General features: G+C 68.5%; 16 protein-coding genes and 2 pseudogenes. 11 read left to right on the plus strand and 7 right to left on the minus strand.

Going from position 1 to position 24,549, the window contains the following annotated elements:
* Positions 1–1,269 precede the first annotated feature (1,269 nt).
* Positions 1,270–1,647, plus strand: a complete 378-nt coding sequence (locus tag QA802_RS04985) for a hypothetical protein (protein WP_334518365.1) — start codon at positions 1,270–1,272, stop codon at positions 1,645–1,647.
* A gap of 129 nt (positions 1,648–1,776) precedes the next feature.
* Positions 1,777–1,902, plus strand: a pseudogene (locus QA802_RS04990) (hypothetical protein); the annotation flags it as partial.
* A 413-nt stretch (positions 1,903–2,315) separates the two neighbouring features.
* On the opposite strand, the gene QA802_RS04995 reads toward QA802_RS04990, so the two are convergent.
* The 4 genes and pseudogenes from QA802_RS04995 to QA802_RS05010 form a co-directional block, all read right to left on the minus strand.
* A complete protein-coding gene (locus QA802_RS04995) occupies positions 2,316–3,728 on the minus strand; it encodes a phospholipase D-like domain-containing protein (protein WP_334518367.1) in 1,413 nt (470 codons plus the stop codon).
* Positions 3,700–7,137, minus strand: a complete 3,438-nt coding sequence (locus tag QA802_RS05000; protein ID WP_329416930.1) for an AAA domain-containing protein — start codon at positions 7,135–7,137, stop codon at positions 3,700–3,702. The genes QA802_RS04995 and QA802_RS05000 overlap by 29 nt, the downstream gene beginning before the upstream one ends.
* A 429-nt stretch (positions 7,138–7,566) precedes the next feature.
* Entirely contained in the window at positions 7,567–8,805 is a 1,239-nt protein-coding gene (locus tag QA802_RS05005) for an IS701 family transposase (protein WP_334534327.1), read from the minus strand.
* A 1,070-nt stretch (positions 8,806–9,875) separates the two neighbouring features.
* Positions 9,876–10,199 (minus strand): annotated as a pseudogene (locus tag QA802_RS05010) (transposase); the annotation flags it as partial.
* A gap of 94 nt (positions 10,200–10,293) precedes the next feature.
* On the opposite strand from QA802_RS05010, the gene QA802_RS05015 reads away from it, so the two are divergent.
* Positions 10,294–12,306 carry a GDSL-type esterase/lipase family protein gene (locus tag QA802_RS05015; protein WP_334518369.1) on the plus strand — a complete coding sequence of 671 codons (2,013 nt, stop codon included), beginning with the start codon at positions 10,294–10,296 and terminating at the stop codon, positions 12,304–12,306.
* Positions 12,307–12,449: 143 nt separating this feature from the next.
* Here the strand turns inward: QA802_RS05015 and QA802_RS05020 are convergent, their stop codons facing one another.
* Together QA802_RS05020 and QA802_RS05025 are read right to left on the minus strand one after the other, a co-directional pair.
* Positions 12,450–14,138 carry a molybdopterin-dependent oxidoreductase gene (locus QA802_RS05020; RefSeq protein WP_334518371.1) on the minus strand — a complete coding sequence of 563 codons (1,689 nt, stop codon included), beginning with the start codon at positions 14,136–14,138 and terminating at the stop codon, positions 12,450–12,452.
* Positions 14,139–14,149: 11 nt separating this feature from the next.
* On the minus strand, positions 14,150–14,353 hold the full coding sequence (locus QA802_RS05025) for a hypothetical protein (RefSeq protein ID WP_334518373.1): 204 nt from the start codon (positions 14,351–14,353) through the stop codon (positions 14,150–14,152).
* Between the two features lie 221 nt (positions 14,354–14,574).
* Here QA802_RS05025 and QA802_RS05030 point away from each other — a divergent pair, with 221 nt between their 5' ends.
* Positions 14,575–15,816, plus strand: a complete 1,242-nt coding sequence (locus QA802_RS05030) for a sensor histidine kinase (RefSeq protein WP_334518375.1) — start codon at positions 14,575–14,577, stop codon at positions 15,814–15,816.
* 18 nt (positions 15,817–15,834) lie between these two features.
* The gene (locus QA802_RS05035; protein ID WP_334518377.1) at positions 15,835–16,470 is read left to right on the plus strand and encodes a response regulator; all 636 of its coding nucleotides are present in this window, start codon (positions 15,835–15,837) and stop codon (positions 16,468–16,470) included.
* Between the two features lie 400 nt (positions 16,471–16,870).
* On the opposite strand, the gene QA802_RS05040 is transcribed toward QA802_RS05035, so the two are convergent.
* The gene (locus tag QA802_RS05040) at positions 16,871–17,806 is read right to left on the minus strand and encodes a LysR family transcriptional regulator (protein ID WP_334518379.1); all 936 of its coding nucleotides are present in this window, start codon (positions 17,804–17,806) and stop codon (positions 16,871–16,873) included.
* Positions 17,807–17,950: 144 nt separating this feature from the next.
* Between QA802_RS05040 and QA802_RS05045 the strand changes: the two genes are divergently transcribed.
* From QA802_RS05045 to QA802_RS05070, 6 genes are all read left to right on the plus strand, one after another.
* Complete coding sequence (locus QA802_RS05045) at positions 17,951–18,940, plus strand: fumarylacetoacetate hydrolase family protein (protein WP_334534330.1); 990 nt, start codon at positions 17,951–17,953, stop codon at positions 18,938–18,940.
* Positions 18,937–19,908, plus strand: coding sequence for a cyclase family protein (locus QA802_RS05050; protein WP_334518381.1), 972 nt, complete (start codon positions 18,937–18,939; stop codon positions 19,906–19,908). The genes QA802_RS05045 and QA802_RS05050 overlap by 4 nt, the downstream gene beginning before the upstream one ends.
* Positions 19,909–20,021: 113 nt before the next feature.
* Positions 20,022–21,161: an FAD-dependent oxidoreductase gene (locus QA802_RS05055; protein WP_334518382.1), complete on the plus strand. Its 1,140-nt coding sequence runs from the start codon at positions 20,022–20,024 to the stop codon at positions 21,159–21,161.
* Entirely contained in the window at positions 21,158–22,204 is a 1,047-nt protein-coding gene (locus QA802_RS05060; RefSeq protein WP_334518383.1) for an amidohydrolase family protein, read from the plus strand. The genes QA802_RS05055 and QA802_RS05060 overlap by 4 nt, the downstream gene beginning before the upstream one ends.
* Before the next feature lie 24 nt (positions 22,205–22,228).
* Entirely contained in the window at positions 22,229–23,167 is a 939-nt protein-coding gene (locus QA802_RS05065) for a VOC family protein (RefSeq protein ID WP_334518384.1), read from the plus strand.
* A 92-nt stretch (positions 23,168–23,259) separates the two neighbouring features.
* On the plus strand, positions 23,260–24,225 hold the full coding sequence (locus QA802_RS05070) for a fumarylacetoacetate hydrolase family protein (RefSeq protein ID WP_334518385.1): 966 nt from the start codon (positions 23,260–23,262) through the stop codon (positions 24,223–24,225).
* Positions 24,226–24,549 lie beyond the last annotated feature (324 nt).

The following is a 24,549-nucleotide window of genomic DNA, read 5'->3' on the forward strand; positions in this document are numbered from 1 at the left end:
CACCGCGTGACGTCGGCCAGTCGCCTCTCCACCTGGCCGGGAGCCAGCCGCAGTACCTCATCACCGAGCCGTGTGAGCACGACCTGACGGGGATCGGACGGAACGAAATCCTCCAGTCCAGCCAGCCAGGGCGCTTCCCGGCGGCATGCGTCCTGTAGCCGGCCCAAGAAACTATGCGCACGGCCGGACTCCAACCGCTGGAACCCTACCCGGGCAGCCGGACGCCGTGGCGGTGCCGCTGCACCACGTGCGGTTGGGAAACCAGCCCCACCTACTCCAACGACAACAGCGGGTCGAAGGGCTGCCGGTTCTGTGCCCTCAACTCGGCAACCGACGAGCGTGCGTCTGCCGAAATGCGAGCGGCCGGGTTCGAGCCGCTGGAGCCGTACCCCGGCCGTACCACGGACCGTTGGCGCAGCCGCTGTTCCTGCGGAAACGAGGTCATGGCGCGCCTGTCATCCGTCCGGCCGGAACCACCGGCTGCAAGAAGTGCCCCCGATCCGGTGGCCGAACCGATCCCGCGGCAGCCGCCGCGGAGGCACGCGCCGCCGGGTTCGAGCCGTTGGAGCCCTATCCGGGGAAGACCACCGACCGGTGGCGCTGCCGCTGCAGGTGCAGCACGGCCATCCCCCTCACCCTGACCAGCATCAGAGGAGGCCGTACCGCGTACGGAACGTGCTCCCGAGACACGGCACGATAACCGTCAGTCACGATGCACGCCGCCGCTGACACGGAGTAGTCGAGCAAGCCGGGGTCCCGTCGCACGAACCTTCTTTAGGAGATCGCTGCCGCCTGACGGCATCCTGTGTATCGCCCCCCCTTTAAAGATGCGTTCGGCGGACCACGAGCGCCTCGGCGTCCAACGATGTGGCCGACTTCCTGTCGACTGTGATCCACCACCAGCTGACAAGGACAGGCCGCACAGTCTTGAATGGCGTCGTGGCCACACCGATACCCATGCCCCCGCGCCCGCCCGCCACCCCGGAGACGATCGCGGGTAGCGCTGCGCTGGACGAAGTCCTGGCGTGTCTACGCGCACGGCGGCCGGTGTTCCACTCCGAGGCCGATCTCCAGCACAGTTTCGCCCTCGCGGTAGGCGAGGTCGCACCGGAGGTCAGGTGCCGTCTCGAAGTCCCGGTACGCGGGAACGATGCCTCGGAGTACCTGGACCTACTGTGCCTTGGACCCGCGGGCCGTACGGCAATAGAGTTCAAGTATGTGACCCGACAGTGGTCGGGTACAGCAGGGATCCCTCCCGAGGAGTACGACTTGCGCGGACACAACGCGCCGGACGTCGCGCGTAGGGAATTCCTGCGGGATGTAGGAAGGCTGGAACGCTTTTGCGACCGCGAGGACCAGAACGGGCTGGCCCTGCTCATCACAAACGAGGCGGCCCTGTGGCGCCCCAGGCAACGCAGGATGCCCACCAGGGACGAGGAGTTCCGCCTCCACCACGGCCGCGAACTGAGCGGCACCTTGCTGTGGGCCGACGGTTCCTTCCCGGACAACACCCGAGTGCTGCGGGGTGCCTACATGCTCGCCTGGCGTCCATACACCCAGCTGGAGGGCCCAAGTAGCGAGTTCCGCTGCCTCGCAGTGTTCATCACTCCGAACCCAGCGAGGCCCCAGCCGTCAGACGACGCGTAACCAGTAGCCTGCCTCGCATGTCGTTGACCATGGGAACCTGCCATGGGGGAAGCATTAGACCGCCCATTTCAGGGTCCGTCAGAGTTGGATCTCAAACCTGTTCACGACGGTGAACCTCATGCTCAGGCCGTGGGCGCGGAGATCGCGATTATCCGCACCGACGAGGCGTACGACCGGGTCCAGGCCAACGACGTCCGCTACCGCTTCGTGATCGACACGGCCACCGTCTGGCCGGCCACCAGAAGTCACGGATAGGTACAGCGGGCCTTGGCTAGCGGCGGAAACAGTCAGTTGGTTCTTTGCCTCCCGTGCCTCGGTTCGTGTGCGCGGCCACTGAGAAGCGCCGTTCGTGGGGTCCATCCCTGCGCGTAGATGGATGGACCCCCGCCTCTCGTCAAGGACGGCTAGTGCCCGAAGCTGCTCCGCGTGAGTGGGAGGTGAAACCGGGGATCGGAACAGGACGGCCAATGCACCAAGCCCCGCCGAACCAGCCACGCGTGCGGGCCAGTTCCGGGGCCCACCGTGGATCTCCGCCCGCCGGTCGGCCAGCACCCGCGGCGCGCCACCCTGCTGCGCCCACAGGGCCTCCAGGCGGGCCACCTCTCCCGCCCTCCCGGCCCAAGGGCCGAGGAGCCGGCTCGAAGCAGGCAGGACTCAACGGTGCTGGCCTATCGGCGGTTGTCGCCAATGAGTTCGAGGTAGCGGGCATAGTAGACGTCAGATTTTTCCCGATTCCGGATCAGGGTGCCCTCCTCCACCCGGTAGGTGCGGTCCGGATCACCTTTGAAGGAGAGCCAGTTGAAGGAGGTGGTCACCCAGGCATCGTCGAAGAGGAGGATCTTGGCATGGTTGCTCTTGAGGCGCGCCACGTGCAGCTTCTCGGGGTATCGCGCAGCGAGGTTGTTCAGCCTTCTGATGGCATTCGGGTCGGTCCTATTCTCGCTGTCGTCATAGCCGTAAGCGATGTCCACCTTCACGCCACGCTGCAGCCGGCGTTCCAGTTTGCCGACGAACGCCGTGGTGACGATCGCGCCGGTGATCCACGGCGAGATGATCAGGATGCGTTTCCGGGCGCTGGTGAGGGCTTCGTCGAGGAGCTCCGGGTGCTCGAAGACACCGATTGCGCGGATCTCCTCTGCCTGCGACTCTAGGGCCTTCGGCTTTGCGGGGAGGGGTAGGGGTGCCGGGGAGTTGAGCTGGACGGCGGCCTGCTCTGCGCGCTTTTGGGTGACCTCCTGCAGGGGGATCCGGGCCTCTTCGATGTCGGGTTCCAGCAGGGGGCGCTCAGGCTCGCGCTCTACGTTGATGCCGAGGCCCTTGGCGCCGCCGAGGCCGATCAGTTCGATCTCGTGGCGGTCGCTCAGTTCGCCATCGATGACGACACCGAGCTCGATGTCCACGCGTTCAGCGTCCGCGTAGACGAGGAGCTTGACCGGCAGGACGTGACGGGTCCGGGTCTGCACGATGCTTTTTACCTGCAGGACTTCGCGGGTGGTGGTGCCGTTCTCCTGAAGGAGGGTAGTGATCTCCTCGGCGGTCACCTCGCCGTCCTCGACTGGACCGGACCGCGCGGCAGGCAGCATGATCATTCCGGCTTCGGTGGCCACGTCCCGGGAGATGGTGCTGCGGCGGCTGTAGGGGGAGGCCCGCCATAGCATCTGATCGAAGACGAGGGACTGGCTGACCCGGACCGGAACGATGGCAGCCGCCTTCGTCGCGGTGAAGCGGCCCTTCTCGGTCAGGCGTAGCCGCGGAACGGGCGCTGTGCCGGGCACGGGAGCGGTCCAGCGCAAGTCGTCTGAGCCGAAGAGGACCGCTACGGTCTGGTTGACCATGGCGACGTCCAGGCCGAGGAACCCGGCGATGGATTCCGGTGCCCTCTCCCCTTGGTCGACCAGCCGCAGGACGTACTCCTCCAGCAGGGGGATGTCCTTGCTGTCCTGGGCGAGGACCTCGGCGGTGATGCGGGCGACGGGCAGGGCCGCGTCGACGATGCCGACGAGGTCGAAGCCGGTGCGGGCATTTCCGAAGCGGACGGCCAGCAGGCTGTCCTCACTGAACGTTGGCATCGCGGATCTCACAGTCTTCCGGGTGGCTGCTCATGTAGTCGAGGACGTTGCGCAGGGCGCCGGGTTTGCTGCGGCAGAAGCCGGCGTCCCCGACGATGATCAGCCCGAACCGGGCGCGGGAGAGGGCGACGTTGATGCGCCGCCAGTAGGGCTGCCCCAGGAACCCGAACCGGCCGTCGGAGTTGCTGCGGGTGACGCAGAAGACCGCGAGGTCGCACTCGCGGCCCTGCACGGCATCGACGGAGAGCACCTCGGGCGTGAAGTGCCTCAGCTTCTTCTTGGCCAGCTGCTTCTTGAGCGTCTCGACCTGACGGCCGTAGGGCGCGATGACCAGAACCTCCAGGGGCTTGCCGCCGGGCGGCTGGACCGCCCCCTTCCCGATCGCGTAGTCGATGACCTCCAGACGCTTCTCCGCGATCTGGGCCTCAAGCCGGTTGGAGACGCTGGTCTCGGTGCCGGACCGCTCCGTCTCACGCCGCCCCGGATGAAAGCTGGTGTCCATCCAGAGCACAGGCCGGTTGATGCCCCCGTACCCCGGCAGCTCGTGCGGATTGGGAGAGAGCAGCTCGTTGTCGTAGAAGCAGCTGCTGATCATGTTGCCGATGGCGGGCGTCATCCGGTACTGCTCGCGCAGCAGGTGCTTAACCGGCGGCTGTGCATTGTCCACCAGGTGCTGGAACAGCGTCGTCTGCACGATCTCCGGGGTCAGCTGGTGATCTTCCATGGCCTTGCCGTTGCGCAGCAGGTCCTCGTCGATCGGCGGAAGCTGCCTGGTGTCCCCCACCAGCACCCACCGCTTCGCGCGCGCCAGCGGGACCAGTGCCTCGGTCGCGGTCGCTTTCGACGCCTCGTCGAAGATGCACAGGTCGAAGTCCAGGGCACGTGCCGCCGGATGCCCCAGGAAGCCCAGGGCTGTGCCGCCCACCACGTTCCGGGTCCGCAGGAAACTGGCGATCAGGTGCGGGTCGCTGCCGATCCGCTTGAGCCATTCGCCCTGCAAGCGCAGCAGCCGCATGAGGTCCTGTCCGGGACCAGCTGCCGGAAACAGGGCCTCGACGGCGTCCCGGCACTCCCGCGCGGTCATGGCCTCGCGCAGGGTGAGGTCACCGTCCAGGGCACTCTGGATCTCGGCGACCAGGGCCGTTCGCTGTTCGAGGAGCGTCTCCCGGCGGGCGCCGACGGTGACCGCTTCCTCTCCCAGTTCCCGCGCGGAGGTGGTGCGGTCGGGCAAAGGCTGAGCGGTCAGTTCCACGAGCCGGCCCTCGACGTGCGCGAGGTCGGTGGCGACGGCGGCCGCCTCCTCCAGCAAGAGGGCCGCCTTCAGGTGCCGTGTCTCCAGCTTCTGTCGGATCGCGACCGCTTCTAGATGCCTCTCCGCCCGGGCCCGAACACTCTGCGTCCACCTCTTGACCTGCCGGTCCAACAGCAGCGATTGCGCGGCGGGATCGATGCGCGGATCGTCCGGGCGCCCCAGACGCACCAGACCGTCGATACCCGCCTCCTCCAGACGGCGCAGCGCGTTGTCGATGGCGATGTGGGTCTGGCTGACGATGAGAATTCGTGCGTCCGGCTTGCGGCTGAGGGTCTGCTCGACGATCTCCGCGATCACCGTGGTCTTACCGGTGCCAGGCGGGCCCTCGACCAGCACTAGGTCCTGCGTCCCCAGCGCGCTCACGACGACATCCCGTTTGCTCTGGTCGAGGTCGGCGCGGACCCAGGAGGTGACCTCGACCGGAGGCAGGACCGGCATCTCCTGCGGATTCTCGATGATCTTGCCCAAATGGGGGTTACTGCTCTGCTCGGCGGCGACCGTGGATAGCGCGTCGCGCTGCCGGTTGATGGCGCTCTGGCTGGGGCCGAGGAAGGGCAGCAAGTAACCGCAGCGCGGCAGCGCCGTCTTGGCACGAGTCATCCGGAGCTGGACGGTGTCCTCGGTCCGACTGGTGACGACCCCCCGGTCGATGGGCCGACTGTAGGGGTACTCCACGACCGACCACTCGTCGCCGATCTCCATCACCGTTTCGGTGGCGCCCAGGCTGAAGGACCGCGTGTACGAGGTGCCCTCCGTTCTGTCGTAGGCGACGGGCTGCCGCCCGTTCGCCGCGATCTCCTCGCGGGCTTCCAGGACGTGCCGCCAGCCATCGAAGAGGTCCCCGAGATTCTGCCGCCGGTCTTCGCGGCCCTTCTCCTCGCGGGCCTCGACATGCGTGTTGAGGGCCGCCAGCAGCACGTTCAGGCCGCGGTTGGCCGGGTCCTCGCCCGGATCGTAGAAGCTCCAGCTCAGAATCGGATCAAGCTTGAGTGCAGAATCCCGGCGCTTCGCCAACCATTCCTCCGGCCGCTCTTCTGCGGACACGATGACGCACCGGTCGGAGTTATTGTCGTCGCCGACCATGCGCAGGAACAGCTTCCGACCGAAGACCCGCACCGTCCCGGTGTCGACCTCCTTCGTGGCCGGGTTCCAGCCGTAGTCGACATGCACCGTGCCCGATATATCGGACATCACCTCTGACTTGGCGCGCGCCATGACCTGGTCGAGGCTCAGTTCCTCCCCCTCCGGCACGGTGACGAGTTTCTCTGCGGCGCTCTTGGTCATCTTCAGCCACACCGAGTTGCGCTGCCGCGCGTCACGGTTGCCGCAACGTCGCTCCGCCTCCAGCAGTTGGTGCTCCAGCACGATGGCGTTGGCTGGCCTCTTCTGCGGTTCGAGGTCGATGCAGGACTTCAGAATCGCGCGGACATCGGTGTCCATCTCTAGCTCGTCCAGCGCGGACAGCAGTCCGGGGTAGTCGCGGGCCTTGCTGTTGGACAGGACCTGGATGGCCAGGACGGCGTACGCGTAGACGTCCCTGACCCAGCCGACGCTGCTCTTCTCCAACGGCTTGTACAGGCTGGAACCGTAGTCAGCGACCGTGTGGTCCGTCGCGGGCGCCGCCGCCGTCTCCACGACCTTGGCGATCCCGAAGTCGGCGAGCTTGACCGTGCCATCACTGGTCAAGAGGACGTTTCCGGGCTTGATGTCCCTGTGCTCCACCCGCTGCTCGTGAGCGTAGGCGAGAGCAGATGCCAACGGCCGCCCGATCCGAGCGAAGTAGGCCGGCCAGTCCAGCGGACGGCCCCCGCTCATCTCGTCCTTCAGACTCCTGTCGACCCACTCCAGGACGATGAAGTACTGCTCGAGTCCTTCGTCCCAGCCCGAATCCAGCATCCGCACGATGTTCGGATGGGTCAGCGCCCGCAACGAGGCGGTCTCACGGTCGAGGAAGATCCGCGTGCTCTCCTCGTCGTCGCGCCGCTTGAGCAGCTTCACCGCCGCGTACGCGCCCTCCGGGCTCAAGACATCCACTGCCTTGCGCACCTCGGACATACCGCCCTGGCGCTTCTCCGCCTGCGGCAGCAGATGAAACCGGCCGTTGATCATGCCAGTCACACGCGGCTCCTCATCCATCAACTATTTTTCGCCTTCGCGTCCTTGAGCATCCTTTCAGGAGATCATCACCCCCGGTTTGACTTCGTCCATCCCGGAGCACGCGCGAGCCGCGCCCACTGGTTCCTCCCGAACGAGCGAAATCCCAGAAAGGACCACGTCGCACGACATGCGACGACCGAGCTCAGAAGCAGACTGATGTGCGGCTGCGGGGTACTCACCAACCGCTCGCCTACCTGGCAGACTTACGCTTCGACATCGCCCTCTTCGACTGCTGTGGATTGGGTGCGGCCGACGCGTAACTGCCTTCAGGTAGCCTGCCGGAGAGGGCGCCAGAGGCCGACGCCCTTCCAAAGCTCATCCATGTCATGGGGGCTCGGCGGGCAGGTCTCCGGTTAGTACTCCAGCTGTAGATCGTGATCTTCATGTCTGGGATGCGGCTTGTCGCCGGTAGTGACTGGTGCGTGATCGTGCCTGGTGACGGCGGCGCCAGTCGGACCAGGCGAGCCGGTGGGCCGTGTCGCGGACGGGCCGGACGGCGAGCGCGATGAACAGGCGGCAGATCTCGTTGCAGGACAGCGGGATCAGGTCCTCCGGCGTGGGTCGGTGTGCGTGTTCGTCGGCGCGGACGACGGCGAGGAAGGCGTGGGCCAGCATCGCGAGGGTGACCCAGCGGGCCCACGAGGGGTAGCGGCGGACCTGGTGCTCGTCCAGCCCTGCCAGTCCCTTTTCGGTTTGGAAGGTCTCCTCCACCCGCCATCTGGAACCTGCGACCTTGACCAGGGTGGCCAGGGAGGCCGGCGTGGTGGAGTGACAGCGGTAATAGGCGAGTTCACCGGTGCTGCGGTTGCGGCGGATCAGCAGCTGGTGGCGGCCCGGGGCTGCCTCGGCGAGGTCGATGACGGCCCAGTCATACAACCGCTGCCCCTTCGCGCCGCGCCCGGCCGAGAGCTTCTGCCAGGCCCGCTTCGGCACCTTCCTCGCCAGGGCATCAGCGCGGAACCTGCCTGCTCCGGTGGGCACTTCGGCCGAGCAGGCCACCGCGAGGACATAGCCGATGCCGCGTTCCTCCAGAGCCGCACGGAGTCTTGGGTTGCCGCCGTAGACCTCGTCCCCGGTGACCCAGCCCACGTGGTGTCCGGCGTTAAGGAACCGTTCGATCATCATGCGGGCCAGTTCCGGCTTGGTCGCGAAGACGGTGTCCTCGCCGAGCCCCGCCGTCCGGCAGCGGTCCGGGTCGCACGTCCAGGAGCGCGGGATGTACAGCTCCCGGTCCACCGCCGCGTGCCCACGCATCCCGGCGTAGACGAGGTAGACCGCGACCTGGGAGTTCTCGATCCGCCCGGCCGTTCCGGTGTACTGGCGCTGGACCCCGACCGTGCGGGTGCCCTTCTTCACATCGCCGGTCTCGTCGACCACCAGCACCGCGGCCTCGTCATAGAGGTGCTCGACGACGTATTCGCGCACGTCATCACGGACGGCGTCGGCATCCCAGGAGGCCCGGCACAGCAGATGCTGCATGCCGTGCGGGCTGGCCTCCCCGGCCCACTCCGCGATCGTCCAGCAGTTCTTCCTCGGCAGGTCCGACAACAGGCCCAGCACCAACCGCCCGGCCCGCAGCCGTGGTTCGACCCGTGTGAACCGGCCCGCGATCCGGCCCATGGCCACCTCGAACGCCTCCCGCCAACGGACGGGATCTATGCTGTGACCTGCGGCCACCGTCTCATCGTTACTCCACACAAGTCACGATGATCAACGGTGGCCGCACCCGTCTCCGCACCGGCCTCCACCAGCAAGATCACGATCTACAGCTGGAGTATTAGGCAGCCTCAGCGCGTTAACAAGCATCTTGGACGGTGTCGCGTACAGAGCGGCCAAGTCAGGTCAGCAGGGCAAGCCCAGCTCATGGGTGATGAGGTCAACGACGTGCCGCCATTGCCGATACGCGGCCGCCTTCATCCCCCCAGCGCACGGTTGAACGCCCCCCAAGTGGCATCCGCGTGCCGCGACAGCACCTCCACCTGAGCCGGGGCCGGGTCCAGCTCGAACTGAAACGCCCGCAGAACTTCTTGCTGCGCCACACACCCCCGCTCCGGCTCGGTGCCAGTCACGGCGGACGGTAGGGACCCGCCCGGACCGATGCACCATCCCGGAAGCGGACAGATCCGGGGCACCAGCCCCGGTCCTCCAAGCGCTCCATTAGCCGGGCCACCATCTCCGCCGCCCGGCTCCACAGAACACCTTCGCGCGATGGGAGGTGTTCCGTCGATCACCGTCCGGGCCATTCCCGGACCAAGCTGGCGGCTTCCACCGACAGCATTATCGTTTCCGCAGATCAAAGCAGGCGCCGTGCGTGTACCACCAGCAGACGAAGAACCTTCTGGTGTCGTATTCGCCGAAGAAGCTGGGCTTCTTCTAAAGGCACGAAGAAAGGCGCCTGACCTGGACTTTTGCCCGTCAGGCGCCTTCCTCTCGGCCCGCCAAGAGTAGAGACCGACTTACGTTACAACTCCCAGATCCCCCCACCGCTGTCCCGCTCCTGACCAGTACTTCCGGACCAGTCACGGACCAAACCCCGACCCACCCTTCAGACTCCGCGCCCCGGCCGACGCGGTCCCACTCCTGCATGGACTGATCGATGAGGCGGTTGGCCTGCTCTCTGACGCCGTCCAAGATGAGTCGCCATGCACCCGCCGCTCCTGCGAGAGGTGATCGAAGCCCCCTCCGATGCACATCCCGGCGGCGTCATGATGGGCCCGTGCGGTGATGGAGCCCGCGCCGACCGGGGACAAGTCCGTCTTCCTCTGGCGGGCGACCCCGGCGAACACCCCTTTCAACAGTGCGGTGCAGACGCCGATGTCCCTCCAGGCCCAAAAGCGGCCGTAGACCGTGGACCACAGTCCGAATTCGCCCGGCATGTCCCGCCACTGACTACTGCTACGAAACCGCCAGATCACCCCCACAAACTGCTCCCACAACCGTCCGGGGTACGGACTGGACTCGCCGATCGACAGAGACGGCTCGATCAACTTCCACTGGCTGTCAGTGAGTTGCCTGCTTCACGCGAACCCTTGACGCTGAACCGTTTCATTGCTTCTCTCGAAAGGCTGCCTCTGGGAGCGCTCCCACTCCACGCCGAAAGGGACCCCTGTGCAGACCACCCCCCACGCCATCCCCCATGTCACCTCCATACGCCACCACGCCCGTACCCTCACTGCGCTCGTCACGGCCGTTCTCGTCGCCTGCCTGCTGTCCTGGACGGGGAGCTCCCCCGCCCAGGCCTCGCCGGGTGACGGCTCGGTCTCCGACCCCAACATCGTCTACGTCGGGCGCTGGGACACCGGCGCCGGCACCGCGGCGGTGCCCTCCTGGACCGGCGCCTACCTGCAGACGGCCTTCACCGGCACCACGGTGAAGGTCAAGGCGAGAGACGCGGTCAACCTGTACGCCAGCATCGACGGCGGCCCCGACGTCTTCCACGCGGGCGTACGCGGCACGGTGAACCTCGCTCCCCGACCGTTGTCCGCAGGCACCCACACCCTGCGCATTTCGTACCGCTCCGGCGACACCGTCTTCCAGGGCCTGGTGCTGGACCCCGGTGCGCGCACGGTCGAGCCGAACACCCCGTCCCGGCTCGTCGAGTTCGTCGGCGACTCCATCACCGCCGGCGCACTCACGGACCGACTCGCGCTGGACTCGTACGCCTGGAAGACGGGCGAGCAACTGGGAGCGCGCCACACCCAGATCGCCCGCTCCGGCTACTGCCTCGTCGCCCAGTCCGGGTGCACGGGCCTGAGCACGCAGTTCTTCAGGACGGCGAGCACGGGCGGCCAGAACTGGGACTTCTCCCGCTACCGCGCGGACGCCGTCGTCATCAACCTGGGTACCAACGACATCGGTCACGGAGTGACCGGCGCTGCCTTCCAGTCGGCGTACACGAGGTTCCTCGCCGACCTGCGCGCCGTCTACCCGAACGCGCAGCTCTTCGCCGTGCAGACGCTCAAGAAGCGCTACGTCAACGAGACCAGGGCGGCCGTCACCGCCCGCACCAACGCCGGTGACAGCGGGGTGTACTACGTCGACACCGCGGGCTGGCTGACCGACGGCACTGACTACGAGGACGGCAACGGGCATCCCAACGAGGCGGGCCACACCAAGTTCGCGAACCGCCTCGCTCCCGTCATCGCCGCCCGACTCGGCAACCCCGCGTCCACCCTGGCGGCCGCTCCCGGCCAACCCGGCGACCCGAACATCAAGTTCGTGGGACGCTGGGACACCAAGACCTCCGCCACCGCCTACACCCCGTACTGGGCGGGCGCCTACTACAGGGTCGGCTTCACCGGCCGGACCGTCCAGCTCAAGCAGCGCGGGACGATCGACTTCTGGGCGAGGATCGACAACGGCCCGGTGAAGTTCTACGACAACGTCAAGGGAACCGTGAACCTGACCCCCTCCCCGCTGTCCGCCGGCAACCACACCCTCCAGGTCAACTACCAGGTGATCGCCGGTTCCTACCGGGGTGACGCCGTCTTTCAGGGCCTGGTCCTCGGCAGCGGCGCCACGACGTTCGCACCGCCGGCGCCCGGCAAGCTGATCGAGTTCGTCGGCGACTCGATCACGGTGGGGACGACGTCGTCGCAGAACGCCCGCACCGCGTACGGCTGGCTGATCGGGGAACGACTCGGCACCGAGCACACCCAGATCGCCCAGGGCGGCGCCTGTCTGGTCGCCGCGGTGGACGGATGCGTCGGCCTGGAGCGGCAGTTCACCAAGCTCAACCCGAACGCGGCCACTCCCGACTGGGACTTCTCCCGCTACCAGGCGAACGCGGTCGTCATCAACCTCGGCACCAACGACGTGGGCCACGGAGTCAGCTCCGCGCAGTTCCAGACGGCGTACACCAGCCTGCTGCGCAAGGTCCGCGCCGCCTACCCACAGGCGTGGATCTTCGCGTTGGAGACCTTCCGCGGCCGCTACGTGCCGCAGACCCAGGCGGCGATCAAGGCCGCCGTCGACGGCGGCGACTCACGGGTCTCCTTCGTCGACACCACCGGCTGGCTGGGTTCGGGCGACCTGACGGACTCGGTCCACCCCAACGACCAGGGGCACCGCGTCATCGCGGACCGGCTGGCACCGGTCATCGCGGCGCGGATCGGCATGTGAAGGAGGGCCGGGGCCGCCGGACTGCGACGCGCAGGCGGGCGCCTCCGCTGCCCTGCGCGGGCGCCGGCCCCGGCCCCGGCTCGAGCCGCAGCCCTTTGAAGAGTCGACTCTTCAGGCGGGAACCCCCGCCCGGCGGGAAATGCTCAGGCAACCGTGACCTTGATCGTGTGCCGGCCGGTCGCTCCGTCCGGCAACGGCTCGTGCACCTGTCCTGTCTGCACCTGGCCGGTGTTGTCGGTGGCGCGTACCTGCAGCCGATGCTCGCCGGGCGTCGCCTGCCACGGCCAGCTCCACTGCCGCCAGGTGTCCACCGACGGCACCGCCGCGAGCTGTGCCTGCTGCCACGGGCCGTCATCCACGCGGACCTCCACCGCGGCCACCCCACGATGTTGCGCCCACGCCACCCCGGCCACCATCACCAGACCCGGTTTCAGACGCTTGCCCGCGGCCGGTGTGTCGATCCGCGACTGTGTCTTCACCGGAGCCAGCGCCGCGTAATCCCGCCGTACCCAATAGGCGCTGAAGTCCGAGAAACGGCTCAGCTCCAGCTCCGTCAACCACTTCGTCGCCGATACGTACCCGTACAGCCCGGGCACCACCATCCGGACCGGAAATCCGTGCTCGACCGGCAGTGGCTCCCCGTTCATCCCGACCGCCAGCAACGCGTCCCGCCCGTCACGCAACGCCGCCGTCGGTGTTCCGGCCGTGTAGCCGTCCACGGAACGGCTCACCACCTGATCCGCCCTGTCATCCGGCTCGACTTCATCCAGCAGATCCTTGATCGGTACCCCCAACCACCGCGCGTTGCCGACCAACTCGCCACCGACCTCATTGGACACACACGCCAGCGTGACGTAGCGCTCCACCATCGGCCGTGCCAGCAATTGCTCGTATGTCAGCGTCAGCGGCCGTTTCACCCGGCCATGAATCCTCAGCCGCCAGTCCTTGGGTTCCATCTGTGGCACCGTCAAAGCGGTGTCGATCCGGTAGAAGTCCGCGGTCCTGGTCACGAACGGCTCCACCTCGGGCACGCCGACGGAGACCTTGGCGGGCAATGGCGCTGCCGGGCTCGACGGCGGCGGAAGAACCACCGCGGCCCGGGCCGCGGCCACACGCTGTGCCCAGAGTCGGCGTCCGCCCGGTACGGCCACCGCGGCCGCGCCGATCGCCCCGACCGCCAGCGCGAGAAACCGTCGTCGACCCGGTGGCTGTCCCGCGCCGTCCAGCACCGAGTTGCCGGCTTCCGACGACGGTGAACCGGCTCCCTGCACGGGGGTGTGGGTTCCCTGTGCCGCCACGTAAGTATCCGGGCCGGTGTCGTCCCCGCGGTCCTGCGCCGATACCGCGGCACGGCGCGGCAGGGTGCGGCGCAACAGCACCAAGAGGCCGGCAGCGGCCAGTGCACCGGCCACTGTCGGCAGCGGGTACGCCCACGTGGCGCTGGGCCGGGTGGCTGACGCGAGTACGCCGATCATCCCGAACACAGCGACGCCTGCCAGCCCGTACCAGAGCCGGCGCATGGCCAGTACACCGATGAACGCGGCGAACACCGCCAACACCAGCACGATTCCTGCCTGCAGCGCCAGCTTGTCGTACGTGTAGAACACCGCTACGGCGAACTCCTTGACCGGGGTCGGCGCGGCGTCCACGGCGACGCCACCCACCGCCACGAGGGGTGCTGAGGACCCGCCCGTCGCGGCTGCCACCAGCTCACCGAGGCCCAGGGCGAGTGCGGTGGCCGCGACGCCGGCAAGCTCGCCGTACCACTGCTTGGGCGGTCTTCCCGGTGCCGGCCGATCTGTCCTCTGAGTCTCCATGTCGATACCGGACATCTGATCGGCGCTTATCGGCTCACCCGGCGCAGCCGGGCGAAGCCGACACCCAGCACGACCAGGCCGACGATGGCCACGATCGGCCCGACGACCGCCCACAGCGTCACGCCGCTCATCGCCGAGCCCTTCATGACGTCGAGTCCCTGCAACGTCCAGCCCACGCCGATAAAGGTCAGCAGTGCGCCCAGGCCGAGGACGAACCAGTTCTTCTTCATGGGGTACCTCCAGGTGTGGAGCCGAAGTTCTCGACAACGAGCGTGACGGTTCTGAGGCGCGGCGGCGACAACGCTTGGTTGGACCCCGTTGTCAACCGATCGACGTACGCACGGCCCCACCGGTGCGTGGACGCTCCTCGGCACCGAGTCGGGCACTGTGGATCTGGCCGCCCGTAAACTGGCGGCCAGTCTCCGTGGGCGAAAGTGGGCAGGGCGTGGCAGTGCGCAGCACCGTCGACTTCGGACACCGCTACCGCGTCGGATGGCATGTCCTCGTCGGCGCCGTCGCGATACCTCTTGCCGTCGCCATAGCGGCCGACGTATCCGTAGCGCTCGGACAACGCCTGTTGGCCCTCGGTACGCTCGCTGTCATCGTCGCCTGCTACGCCTTGGTCGCTCCGCGGGCCATGGAAAACCGCGACGAGCGTTGGGGTGCGGCCTATTTCGCCGTCCTGGCGGTCGCGTTCCCGCTCCTGCTCGCCATCGCCCCGATCGCTGGCGCACTGCTGTTCGCGCTCTGCCCACAGCTGTTCGTGATGGTCGCGAGGTGGCGGGTACGCCTACCGTTGTTGTTGGTCCTCTACGCCGAGCTCGCCTGGGCCATGGTGGCGCGGGCCGGAGTCAGCCGCTACACGCTGGCGATGGTCGGCGTGACCGTTCTGGTACCCATGACCGTGACGATCCTCGTGGGCGCCTATCTGACCGGCATCCGCGAGCAGAACCGCAAGCGGGCCGCGCTGATCGAGGAACTGACCCGGACGCGGGCCGCATTGGAACGCGCGGGCCACGAGGCAGGCGTCCATGCCGAACGTGAACGCCTGACTGCCGAGATCCACGACACCCTGGCACAGGGCTTCACCAGCATCCTCATGCTCGCTCAGGTCGCACGGACGACCCTGCCCCGTGATCCGACGGCCGCCGACGGCCAGCTCGACATCCTGGAGAAGACCGCCCGCGAGAACCTCGCGGAGGCACGCTCGCTGATCGCCGCTTCGGCCCCGGTCGACCTGACCGGCCGCGGTCTCGCGGATGCGCTGGACCGGCTCGCCGCCCGGCATACTCGCGACACGGGTACGCGCGTCGAGGTCTCGATCGTCGGCGAGCGGTCCGGCACATCCACCGGCACCGACATCGCCCTGCTGCGCACCGCGCAGGAGGCCCTGGCCAACGTCGGCAAGCACGCCGCCGCCACGACGGTGCGGATCGAGCTACGCCACGATTCCGGCCTCGTGGCGCTGGCCGTGACCGATGACGGCCAGGGCTTCGACCCGGCCACCGTCCGGGGTGGATACGGCCTGCTGGGCATGCGCACCCGCGCCTCCAGCTTCGGCGGAACCTGCACGGTGCGATCGGCTCCCGGCCAGGGCACCACGGTGCGGGTCGAGCTGCCGCCGGCCCCGGCCGAGCAGGCGGCGCGTAGCCTGCAGCCTGTACGTGATTTCAGCTCCACACCCGACCACTGAGCGGGCGGAACCGACCCGATGACCGTCCACGTCCTGATTGTCGATGACCACCCCGTCGTACGCTTCGGCCTCCGCGGCATGCTCGAGGCCTACGACGACCTGCGGGTCGTCGGCGAGGCCGGCTCCGGCGACGAGGCGATCGTCCTTGCCGCCACGACGCGCCCGGACGTCGTCCTGATGGACCTGCGGATGCCGGGTACCGATGGCGCCACCGCAACGGCGCGCATCCGTCAGGAGCACTCCGGCATTCGCGTGCTCGTGCTCACCACCTACGAAGGTGACGCCGACATCCTGCCGGCGATCGAGGCCGGCGCCACCGGTTACCTGCTCAAGGACACCCCGATCGGTACCCTGACCGACGCGATCCGGGCGGCGGCCCGCGGTGAAACCGTCCTCGCCCCGCCGGTGGCAGCCCGGCTGGTGACTCACCTTCAGGCGCCGGCCGGGGAGCAACTGACCCCACGCGAGGTACAGGTACTCGGCCTCGTCGCGCGGGGTCTGTCCAACAGCGAGATCGGTCGGCAGCTGTACATCGGCGAAGCCACGGTGAAGACGCACCTGCTGCGAACCTTCGTCAAACTGGGTGTCAACGACCGCACCGCAGCCGTCACCGTCGCTCTCTCGCGCGGCGTCCTCACCTCACCACACCGGTGATCTTCGCGTGCGGGACTGTATACGAACGGCGCTCCTCACCGGGCAGCCCACCGACATCAGCGCCGCCACCACCATCATCCGCAGACTCCTGCGCTGACCGGCCGCGGCCTGACGCTCGACCACGTGTGCGCTGTCGAGGCCAGGCCGGATACGGACGGACCGAAGTGCCCTCCATCTGCGGGCTCGGTGGCAGGTCCACGAAGCCATGGACCGTCCACTCCTCCCGTACCCGATACACGCAGCTCAAGCAGCGATGGTCACCGCTGGTACGGGACGGGCCGGCGAACCTTTCCAGCCAGAGCGGCAGCAACTACTCAAACCGGATCCACGCGGCGGCCGCCATTCGGCGTCGGCCGTGGCTCGGCGGTGTGTCGTGCCGATGCAGCACAAAGCCCCACCCTCATTTGGGCGGACAAAAAATCGTAGGCCGACCGGCCTCCATCATCTCGGCGACCCGGGCCGTCGTCTCCCGCAGCCACATGTGCGCCGCGTCGTGCATGTGGACCGGATGCCACCAAAGGGCCTGCTGGATCGGCACGGCGTCATAGGGCGGTTCCATGATGCGGACGTGGGCGAGTCCGTCCAGCTCGTCGGCAAGACGCCTCTGAAGGAGAGCTACCCGGCGGGTGCCCGCGACCAGGAGCGGCATCAGCTGGAAACTGTCGACGGAAACCGCCACGCGCGGCTCGATGCCGAGCATGGCGATCTGGCGGGCGGCGGGGGCGTCGTAGGCCCGTTGGTACGTCACCCACGGCAGTCGGGCCAGGTCGTCCAGGGTGAGCTGCTCGCCGACCTCCGGGTTGTCGTCCGCGACGAGGAAGACCCAGCTGTCCTGGTAGAGCTCGACCACGGGGAACCCGCGAATGATGCCGTGGGGCAGCAGTAGCCCGTCCACCGTGCTGAGCAGCGACCCGGTGTCGTCGATGATTTCGTTCGGTACCTGTTTGAACCTGAGCCGGATGCCCGGCGCCTCGGCTTGGATGGTGCGGGCGAGTTCGGTGCCGAAGACGGCGACCGCGTAGTCCGAGGCGATCAGCGTGAACTCGTGTTCCTCACGGGAGGGGTCGAATTCGGCCTGACTGGCGAAGACGCGCTCCAGCAGGTCGCACGCGGTGGTGGTCCGGTCGAGGAGGGCCCGCCCGAGGGCGGTCAGTTCGTACCCTCCGCCCACCCGCGCGAGCAGGTCGTCGTCGAAGTGGCGGCGCAGCCGGGCCAGGGCCGCGCTCATCGCGGGTTGACTGAGCCCGATGCGCTGGCCGGCCCTGGTGACGTTGCGCTCCTGCAGGAGGGCGCGCAGGGCAACGACGAGGTTGAGGTCCAGGCTGGCCAAGTTCACGGAGCATCCCAATTCCGGAGCCGGCACCATCGGTATTCACCGGCTGGATTCTCATATACAGGAAATCGATTTCCCTGATTGCAATCTACTGGGCCAGATTAGTGGCACCGCAATCGGGAGGAAATCTCCGTGACATCCGCAGCCATGCCGGCACCCTTCACCCCTTTCTCCGGACCGTTCGCCATCGGCACCCTTTCGGCGACGGGCGGGACCAGGTTCCCTAGCCTCGTGACGCCGGAGGGCCGAGCGCTCGACCTGCGCACGGCACTGAACGAATCCGCGTTGACCACGCTCACGCTCCTGGAGCGCTGGGACGAGGAGCTGCCGCGGCTGCACACCCTCGCCGGGGACCCGACGCGCGACTGGCAGCCGCTGGCGGAGATGACGGTGCACGCGCCCGTCGAGCCCCGGCAGATCTTCCAGTCCGGCGCCAACTACCGGCAGCACGTGATCGACCTGGCGGTCGCACACCGCGCCCCGGACGCCCCGGGCACCGTCGAGGAGGCCCGCGCCGAGGTCGCGGCGGTCATGGACAAGCGGGCCGCCGAGGACCTGCCGTACGTCTTCATCGGCCTGCCGACCGCGATCAGCGGCCCCTACGACGACGTGGTGCTGCCCGCTTGGGCCGAGAAGCCCGACTGGGAGCTGGAGGTGGCCGCGGTGATCTCCCGCCCCGCATACCGGGTCACCGTGGAGGAGGCGCTGGAGCACGTCGCGGGCTACACCATCGCCAACGACCTGACCGACCGCGCGAGCGTCTTCCGCCGGGACATGCCGCCGATCGGCACCGACTGGCTGCGCAGCAAAAACGCCCCCGGCTTCACCCCGCTCGGTCCGTGGATCGTCCCGGCCGCCTCCCTCGCCGACCCGTCCGACCTGCAGGTCACCCTGAAACTCAACGGCGAGACCATGCAGGACGAGTCCACCAAGGACATGGTCTTCGGCGTCGCACGGTTGGTCTCGTACATCTCCCAGACCGCCCGACTCCTCCCCGGCGACCTGGTTCTGACCGGCAGCCCGGCCGGCAACGGCATCCACTGGGGCCGGCTGCTGCGCGACGGCGACGTGATGGACGGCTCGGTCACCGGGCTCGGCGCCCAGCGCACCCGCTGTGTCGCGGAGAAGGCCCGATGAGCGCCGATCGTATCGACCGTACGGATCCCGAGGCGGCGATCGCCGAGGCCGCGAGGGCGTACTCGAACTGGGGCCGCTGGGGCGAGGACGACGTGCTCGGCACGCTCAACTTCCTCGACGAGGCCAAGCGCCGCGAGGGCGCGGCCCTGATCCGCGACGGCGTCAGCTTCTCCTTGTCACAGGCCTTCGACATGGACGGCCCGCAGAAGGGCTGGCGGCGGCGTACCAACCCGGTGCACACGATGCTCGCCACCGGCACCGACGCTGCTCTGGGCGGCCAGGGCTTTCCGCACGGTTTCGGGGGCGCCGACGACGTGATCGCCATGCCCTTGCAGTGCTCCACCCAATGGGACGGGCTCGGGCACATCTTCGATCACGGCACGGCGTGGAACGGCCGCCCGGCGGAGAAGGTCGTCACCTCCGAAGGCGACCTGGTCACCGGCATCGAGCACATGGCTCCGCACGTCGCCGGGCGGGGTGTACTCCTCGACGTGGGCCTGGTCATCGGCCAGGGCGGCGAACTGCCTGACGGCTTTGCCATCACCGAGGAGCACCTGACCGCAACCGCCGAGGCGCACGGCGTGACCGTCGGTCGTGGTGACCTGGTCCTCGTGCGCACCGGGCGGCTGGCCCGCGCCCGTCACGAAGGCTGGGGCGACTACGCGGGCGGACCGGCGCCGGGGCTGAGCTTCAGTACGGCCGACTGGCTGCACCGGAGCGAGATCGCCGGGATCGCCACCGACACCTGGGGCTTCGAGGTGCGGCCCAACGAGTTCGACCACGCCTTCCAGCCGCTGCACCAGGTCGCCATCCCTCACATCGGTCTGCTCATCGGTGAGATGTGGGACCTCGACGCCCTCGCCGCACACTGCGCCGGCGACGGCCGGTACTCGTTCTGGCTCACCGCAGCGCCGCTGCCCATCACCGGGTCCGTCGGCTCACCGGTGAATCCCATCGCCGTCAAGTAACGCCCTGGACGGCCGGGCGGGCCGCGCCCGGACGGTTACGCCACCCTCGACCGCCCGGCCAGAACACCCCCCTCGCCGTTCGACGTCGCGCGGCACCATCTCAGGGAGAACCCATGAACGACCCCTGTTCCCGCACCGTCCTGGTCATAGGCGGCGGCGCGTCCGGCAACGCTGTGACCGTGCTGCTGCAGCGGGCGGGCATCGCTGTGGAACTGACCGAAGCCAAGCCCGACTGGAACGTGCTCGGCTCCGGCATCACCCTCCAGGGCAACGCGCTGCGCGTGCTGCGTGAAGTCGGCGTATGGGACGAGGTCCGGGAGAGCGGTTACGCCGTCGACGCCGTCGGCATGGCCGCGCCCGACGGGACCGTGTTCCATGTCCAGCAGGACTTCCGCACCGGTGGGGAAGACCTGCCCTCGATCTTCGGCATGCAGCGGGCCCGGCTGCAGGAGATTCTGTGTGAGGCCGTTCGCAAGAGCGGCGCGGCGGTACACCTCGGCACCACCGCCGAGGAACTGGTCCAGGACGCGTCCGGCGTCACCGCCCGGTTCAGCGACGGCACCGAGGGCCGCTACGACCTTGTCATCGCCGCCGACGGCGTCGGCTCCCGCACACGCGCGATGGTCGGAATCAGCGACAAGCCCGAACCGACCGGCATGGCCATCTGGCGCGTCCCCGTGCCCCGCCCCGAGAGCGTGGAGCGCATGACCCTGGCCTACGGCGGACCGTGCTACATCGCCGGCTACTGCCCCACCAGCAAGAACACCATCTACGCCTACCTCGTCGAGGCCAACCGCGACCGCGCCTCCATCGACCCGGCCTCGTACGCGGACGAGATGCGGCGACTGGCCGCGCCCTACGGGGGTGCGTGGCCGGAGATCGCCGCGAGCATCACCGACCCCGCCAAGGTCAACTACACCTGGTTCGACCGACTGCTCGTCGAGGGCTCCTGGCACCGCGGCCGGGTCGTCCTGATCGGTGACGCGGCCCATGTCTGTCCGCCCACGCTCGCCCAGGGCGCGGCCATGTCGCTGGAGGACGCCTCCGTACTGACCGAGATGCTCACCGCGGAACAGGACTGGAGTTCCCTGGACTCCCTCCTGACCGGCTTCTACGAACGCCGGATCGGCCGCGTCCGCATGGTGGTCGAGGCATCCGTGCAACTCGGTCAGTGGCAGATGGACGGCGCCCGTGACGTCGACGCACCCGGCCTGATGGCCCGCACGATGTCCGTCCTGAAGGAGACCCCGTGAGCCCCGAAAGCCCCGTGAGCCCCGAGAGCCCCGAGAACAGCGCACCCACGATCGACGTCCACGCGCACGTCCTGCTCCCTCAGGTCGAGGACGCCGTCGCCGGACACCCCGGGCTGGCCGCGGCCCGCGATCTCGACGCCCGCCGTAACGGCCCCGAGGCCATCGCCGTCAGCGGCCCGATGTTCCGCGACCGGTTCCCGAAACTGACTGACGTCAAGGCCCGGCTCGCCGCGATGGACGCCTCCGGGGTCGATGTCCAGCTGGTCTCGCCGTCACCGTCGCACTACCACTACTGGGCCGGCGAGGACTTGGCCCGTACGGTGTGGGAACTGGCCAACGAGGGCACCGCCGCGCACGTCGCCCAGGTCCCGCAGCGGCTGCACGGCCTCGGCCTCGTCCCGCTCCAGCACCCGGGGCTCGCCGTCGAAGCCCTTGAGCACGCCCTCGGTCTGGGCCTGCGCGGTGTCGAGATCTCGAGCCACGCGCCGGGACGCGAACTGTCGGACCCCGCGTACGAACCGTTCTGGACACGGGCCGAGGAAACCGGCGCGATCCTCTTCCTGCACCCCTTCGGCTGCACGCTCGACGAGCGCCTCAACCGGTGGTACCTGTCCAACACCGTCGGCCAGCCGACCGAGAACGCCGTCGCCCTGTCCCACCTGATCTTCTCCGGAGTCCTGGACCGGCACCCGGGGCTGCGCATCGTCGCCGCCCACGGCGGCGGCTATCTGCCCACCCACATCGGCCGCTCCGACCACGCCTGGCTCGCCCGCACCGACACCCGCGGCTGCGCGCACCCACCCAGCAGCTACCTCAAGCAGCTGTACTTCGACTCCCTTGTCCATGACCCGGACGTCCTGCGCGAACTGATCCGGGTGGCCGGCCCCGACCGGGTGCTGCTCGGCTCCGACTTCCCCTTCGACATGGGCACCGACGACCCGCTCGGCGCGCTGCGCGACGTCACGGACCTGTCCGCCCCCCACTTCCACGCCGTACGCGGCGGCAACGCGGCAGCGCTGCTCCGCCTTGTCGGAACCGTCTGAACCTCACAGAGGAGAACCCCCACCATGAGCACACGTCTGCTCACCCACCTGCGGCACGTCGACCTGGCCGTGCCGGACTACGACAAGCAGCTCGACTTCTACGCCGGCGTCTGGGGCCTGACCAAGGTCGCCGAGGACTCCGGCATCTCCTTCCTGGCCGCCGAGGGCTCCCCCGAGCAGTACATCGTCCGGCTGCGCAAGGCCGAGGAGAAGCGCCTCGACCTCATCTCCTACGGCGCGGCGAACCCCGCCGACGTGGACACGCTCGCCGAGCAACTCCTCGCAGGTGGAGTGCAGTTGATCGCCCAGCCGGGCAAGGTCGACACCCCCGGCGGCGGTTACGGCTTCCGCTTCTTCGACCTCGACGGCCGCACCATCGAGGTCTCGGCCGACGTCGAGGCGCGCCGGCACCGTCGTATCGAGGAGAAGGAGTCCATCCCCGTCCGTCTCTCGCACGTCGTCCTGAACTCCCCCGACATCAACGCCACCCGCGCCTGGTACGAGCAGCACCTCGACTTCCGGCTGTCCGACACGATGACCTTGCCGCACATGGGCGACGTCATGCACTTCATGCGGATCAGCAACCAGCACCACTCCATGGCCATTGCCAGCGGTCCGTACGCCTCCCTGCAGCACCTCTCCTTCGAGATGCGCGGCATCGACGAGTACATGCGCGGCTCCGGCCGCGTGATGCGCTCCGGCGCCCGCAAGATCTGGGGCCCCGGGCGGCACATGGCGGGCGACAACACCTTCACGTACTTCCTCGACCCGCACGGCAACACCGTGGAATACACCACCGAGCTCGAAAAGCTGGACGAGGACACCTGGCACCCCCACATCTACGACCTGACGAAGCCCGAGAACGCCGACCAGTGGGGCACGTCCAATCCGATGAACGAGATGGTCGCCAAGGAGATGCTCAACGACGTCGACCGCGGCGTCTTCGTCGCTCCGCCGGTCTGACCCCCTGACTCCGGGGGCTCGGCGTACTCCCCCGCCTGCCATGCCGCCGGGCCCCCGGCCTGTGTCAACCCACCCCGCTCCCTAGGAATGCCATGCGTTTCGCCACGTACGAACAGCACGGCCGCAGCCGTCTCGCCACCGTCGAGGACGACGGCGTCCTCTACCCCTGCCCCGGCCGAGCCTCGCTTCTCGATCTGATCCAGGCCGGTCCCGAGGCACTGCGCGAGGCGGGCAACACAAGCCTGGACGTGCCGCGCGGGCCGCACGTCGCCGAGGTGCGACTGCTGCCACCGCTCCAACCGCCGTCCGTACGCGACTTCGTCACGTTCGAGGAGCACGTCGAGGGGGTACGGCGAAGCATCGACGGAGTCCCGGGCGCCCCGGATGCCTGGTACGACGCGCCCACCTTCTACTTCACCAACCCCTACGCGGTCATCGGCGCTCACGACGACGTCCCCGTGCCGCCCGGCAGCCAGGTGCTGGACTTCGAGCTCGAAGTCGCCGCGGTCATCGGCCTCGAGGGTCGCGACCTCACCCCCGAGCAGGCCCGCGACCACGTCATCGGCTACACGATCTTCAACGACTGGTCCGCCCGTGACCTCCAGTCCCGCGAGATGCAGGTCAGCCTCGGCCCCTGCAAGGGCAAGGACACCGCCACCACCCTCGGCCCCTACCTCGTCACCGCGGACGAGCTGGAGCCCTACCGCGACAGCGACGGATTCCTGCGGCTGTCGCTGACGGCCGAGATCAATGGCGAGGTCGTCGGCAAGGACCTGCTGTCCAATATGAGCTGGACCTTCGAGGAGATGACCGCATACGCCTCCAGGGGCACTTACGTACGCCCCGGCGACGTACTCGGCTCCGGCACCTGCGGCAACGGCGGCTGCCTCGCCGAACTCTGGGGGGTTCGCGGCCGCCAGGACCCGCCGCCGCTCAAGCCCGGCGACACCGTCACCCTCACCGTCGAGGGCATCGGCACCGTCTCCAACACCGTGGTACCGGGTGCCGAGCCGGTGGCCGTCCCTCGCGCCCGTACGCGCCCGCGAACGCGTCCGTGAACCACGTGGCGGAGAGCAGGCCGGCCGACGAGGTCGTCGTCAGCGGGGCCGGGCGGGCAGGGCACGGTCGAGGCTCCGGCCCGGGCCGGAGCGACCGTGACCGCCGGCGACGTCCATCAAGCCGGCCGCGACGTCGTACTGTTCGAGCGCTACCCGCAGGCCGGACCCGCCGGTAACATCCTCAACCTGTGGCCGCCCCCCATCAAGGCACTCGGGCTGCTCGGAGTGAACATCGAGGACCTGGGTGCGCCCTGTACGCCCGAGTTCCGCAACGCCCGCGGCCGCCGCCGGTCCGCGCGGCCCTTCCGAAGCAGGTTGTCCGCG

The sequence above is a fragment of the Streptomyces sp. B21-105 genome (assembly GCF_036898465.1).
In the GTDB taxonomy this organism is placed as follows: Bacteria; Actinomycetota; Actinomycetes; order Streptomycetales; family Streptomycetaceae; genus Streptomyces.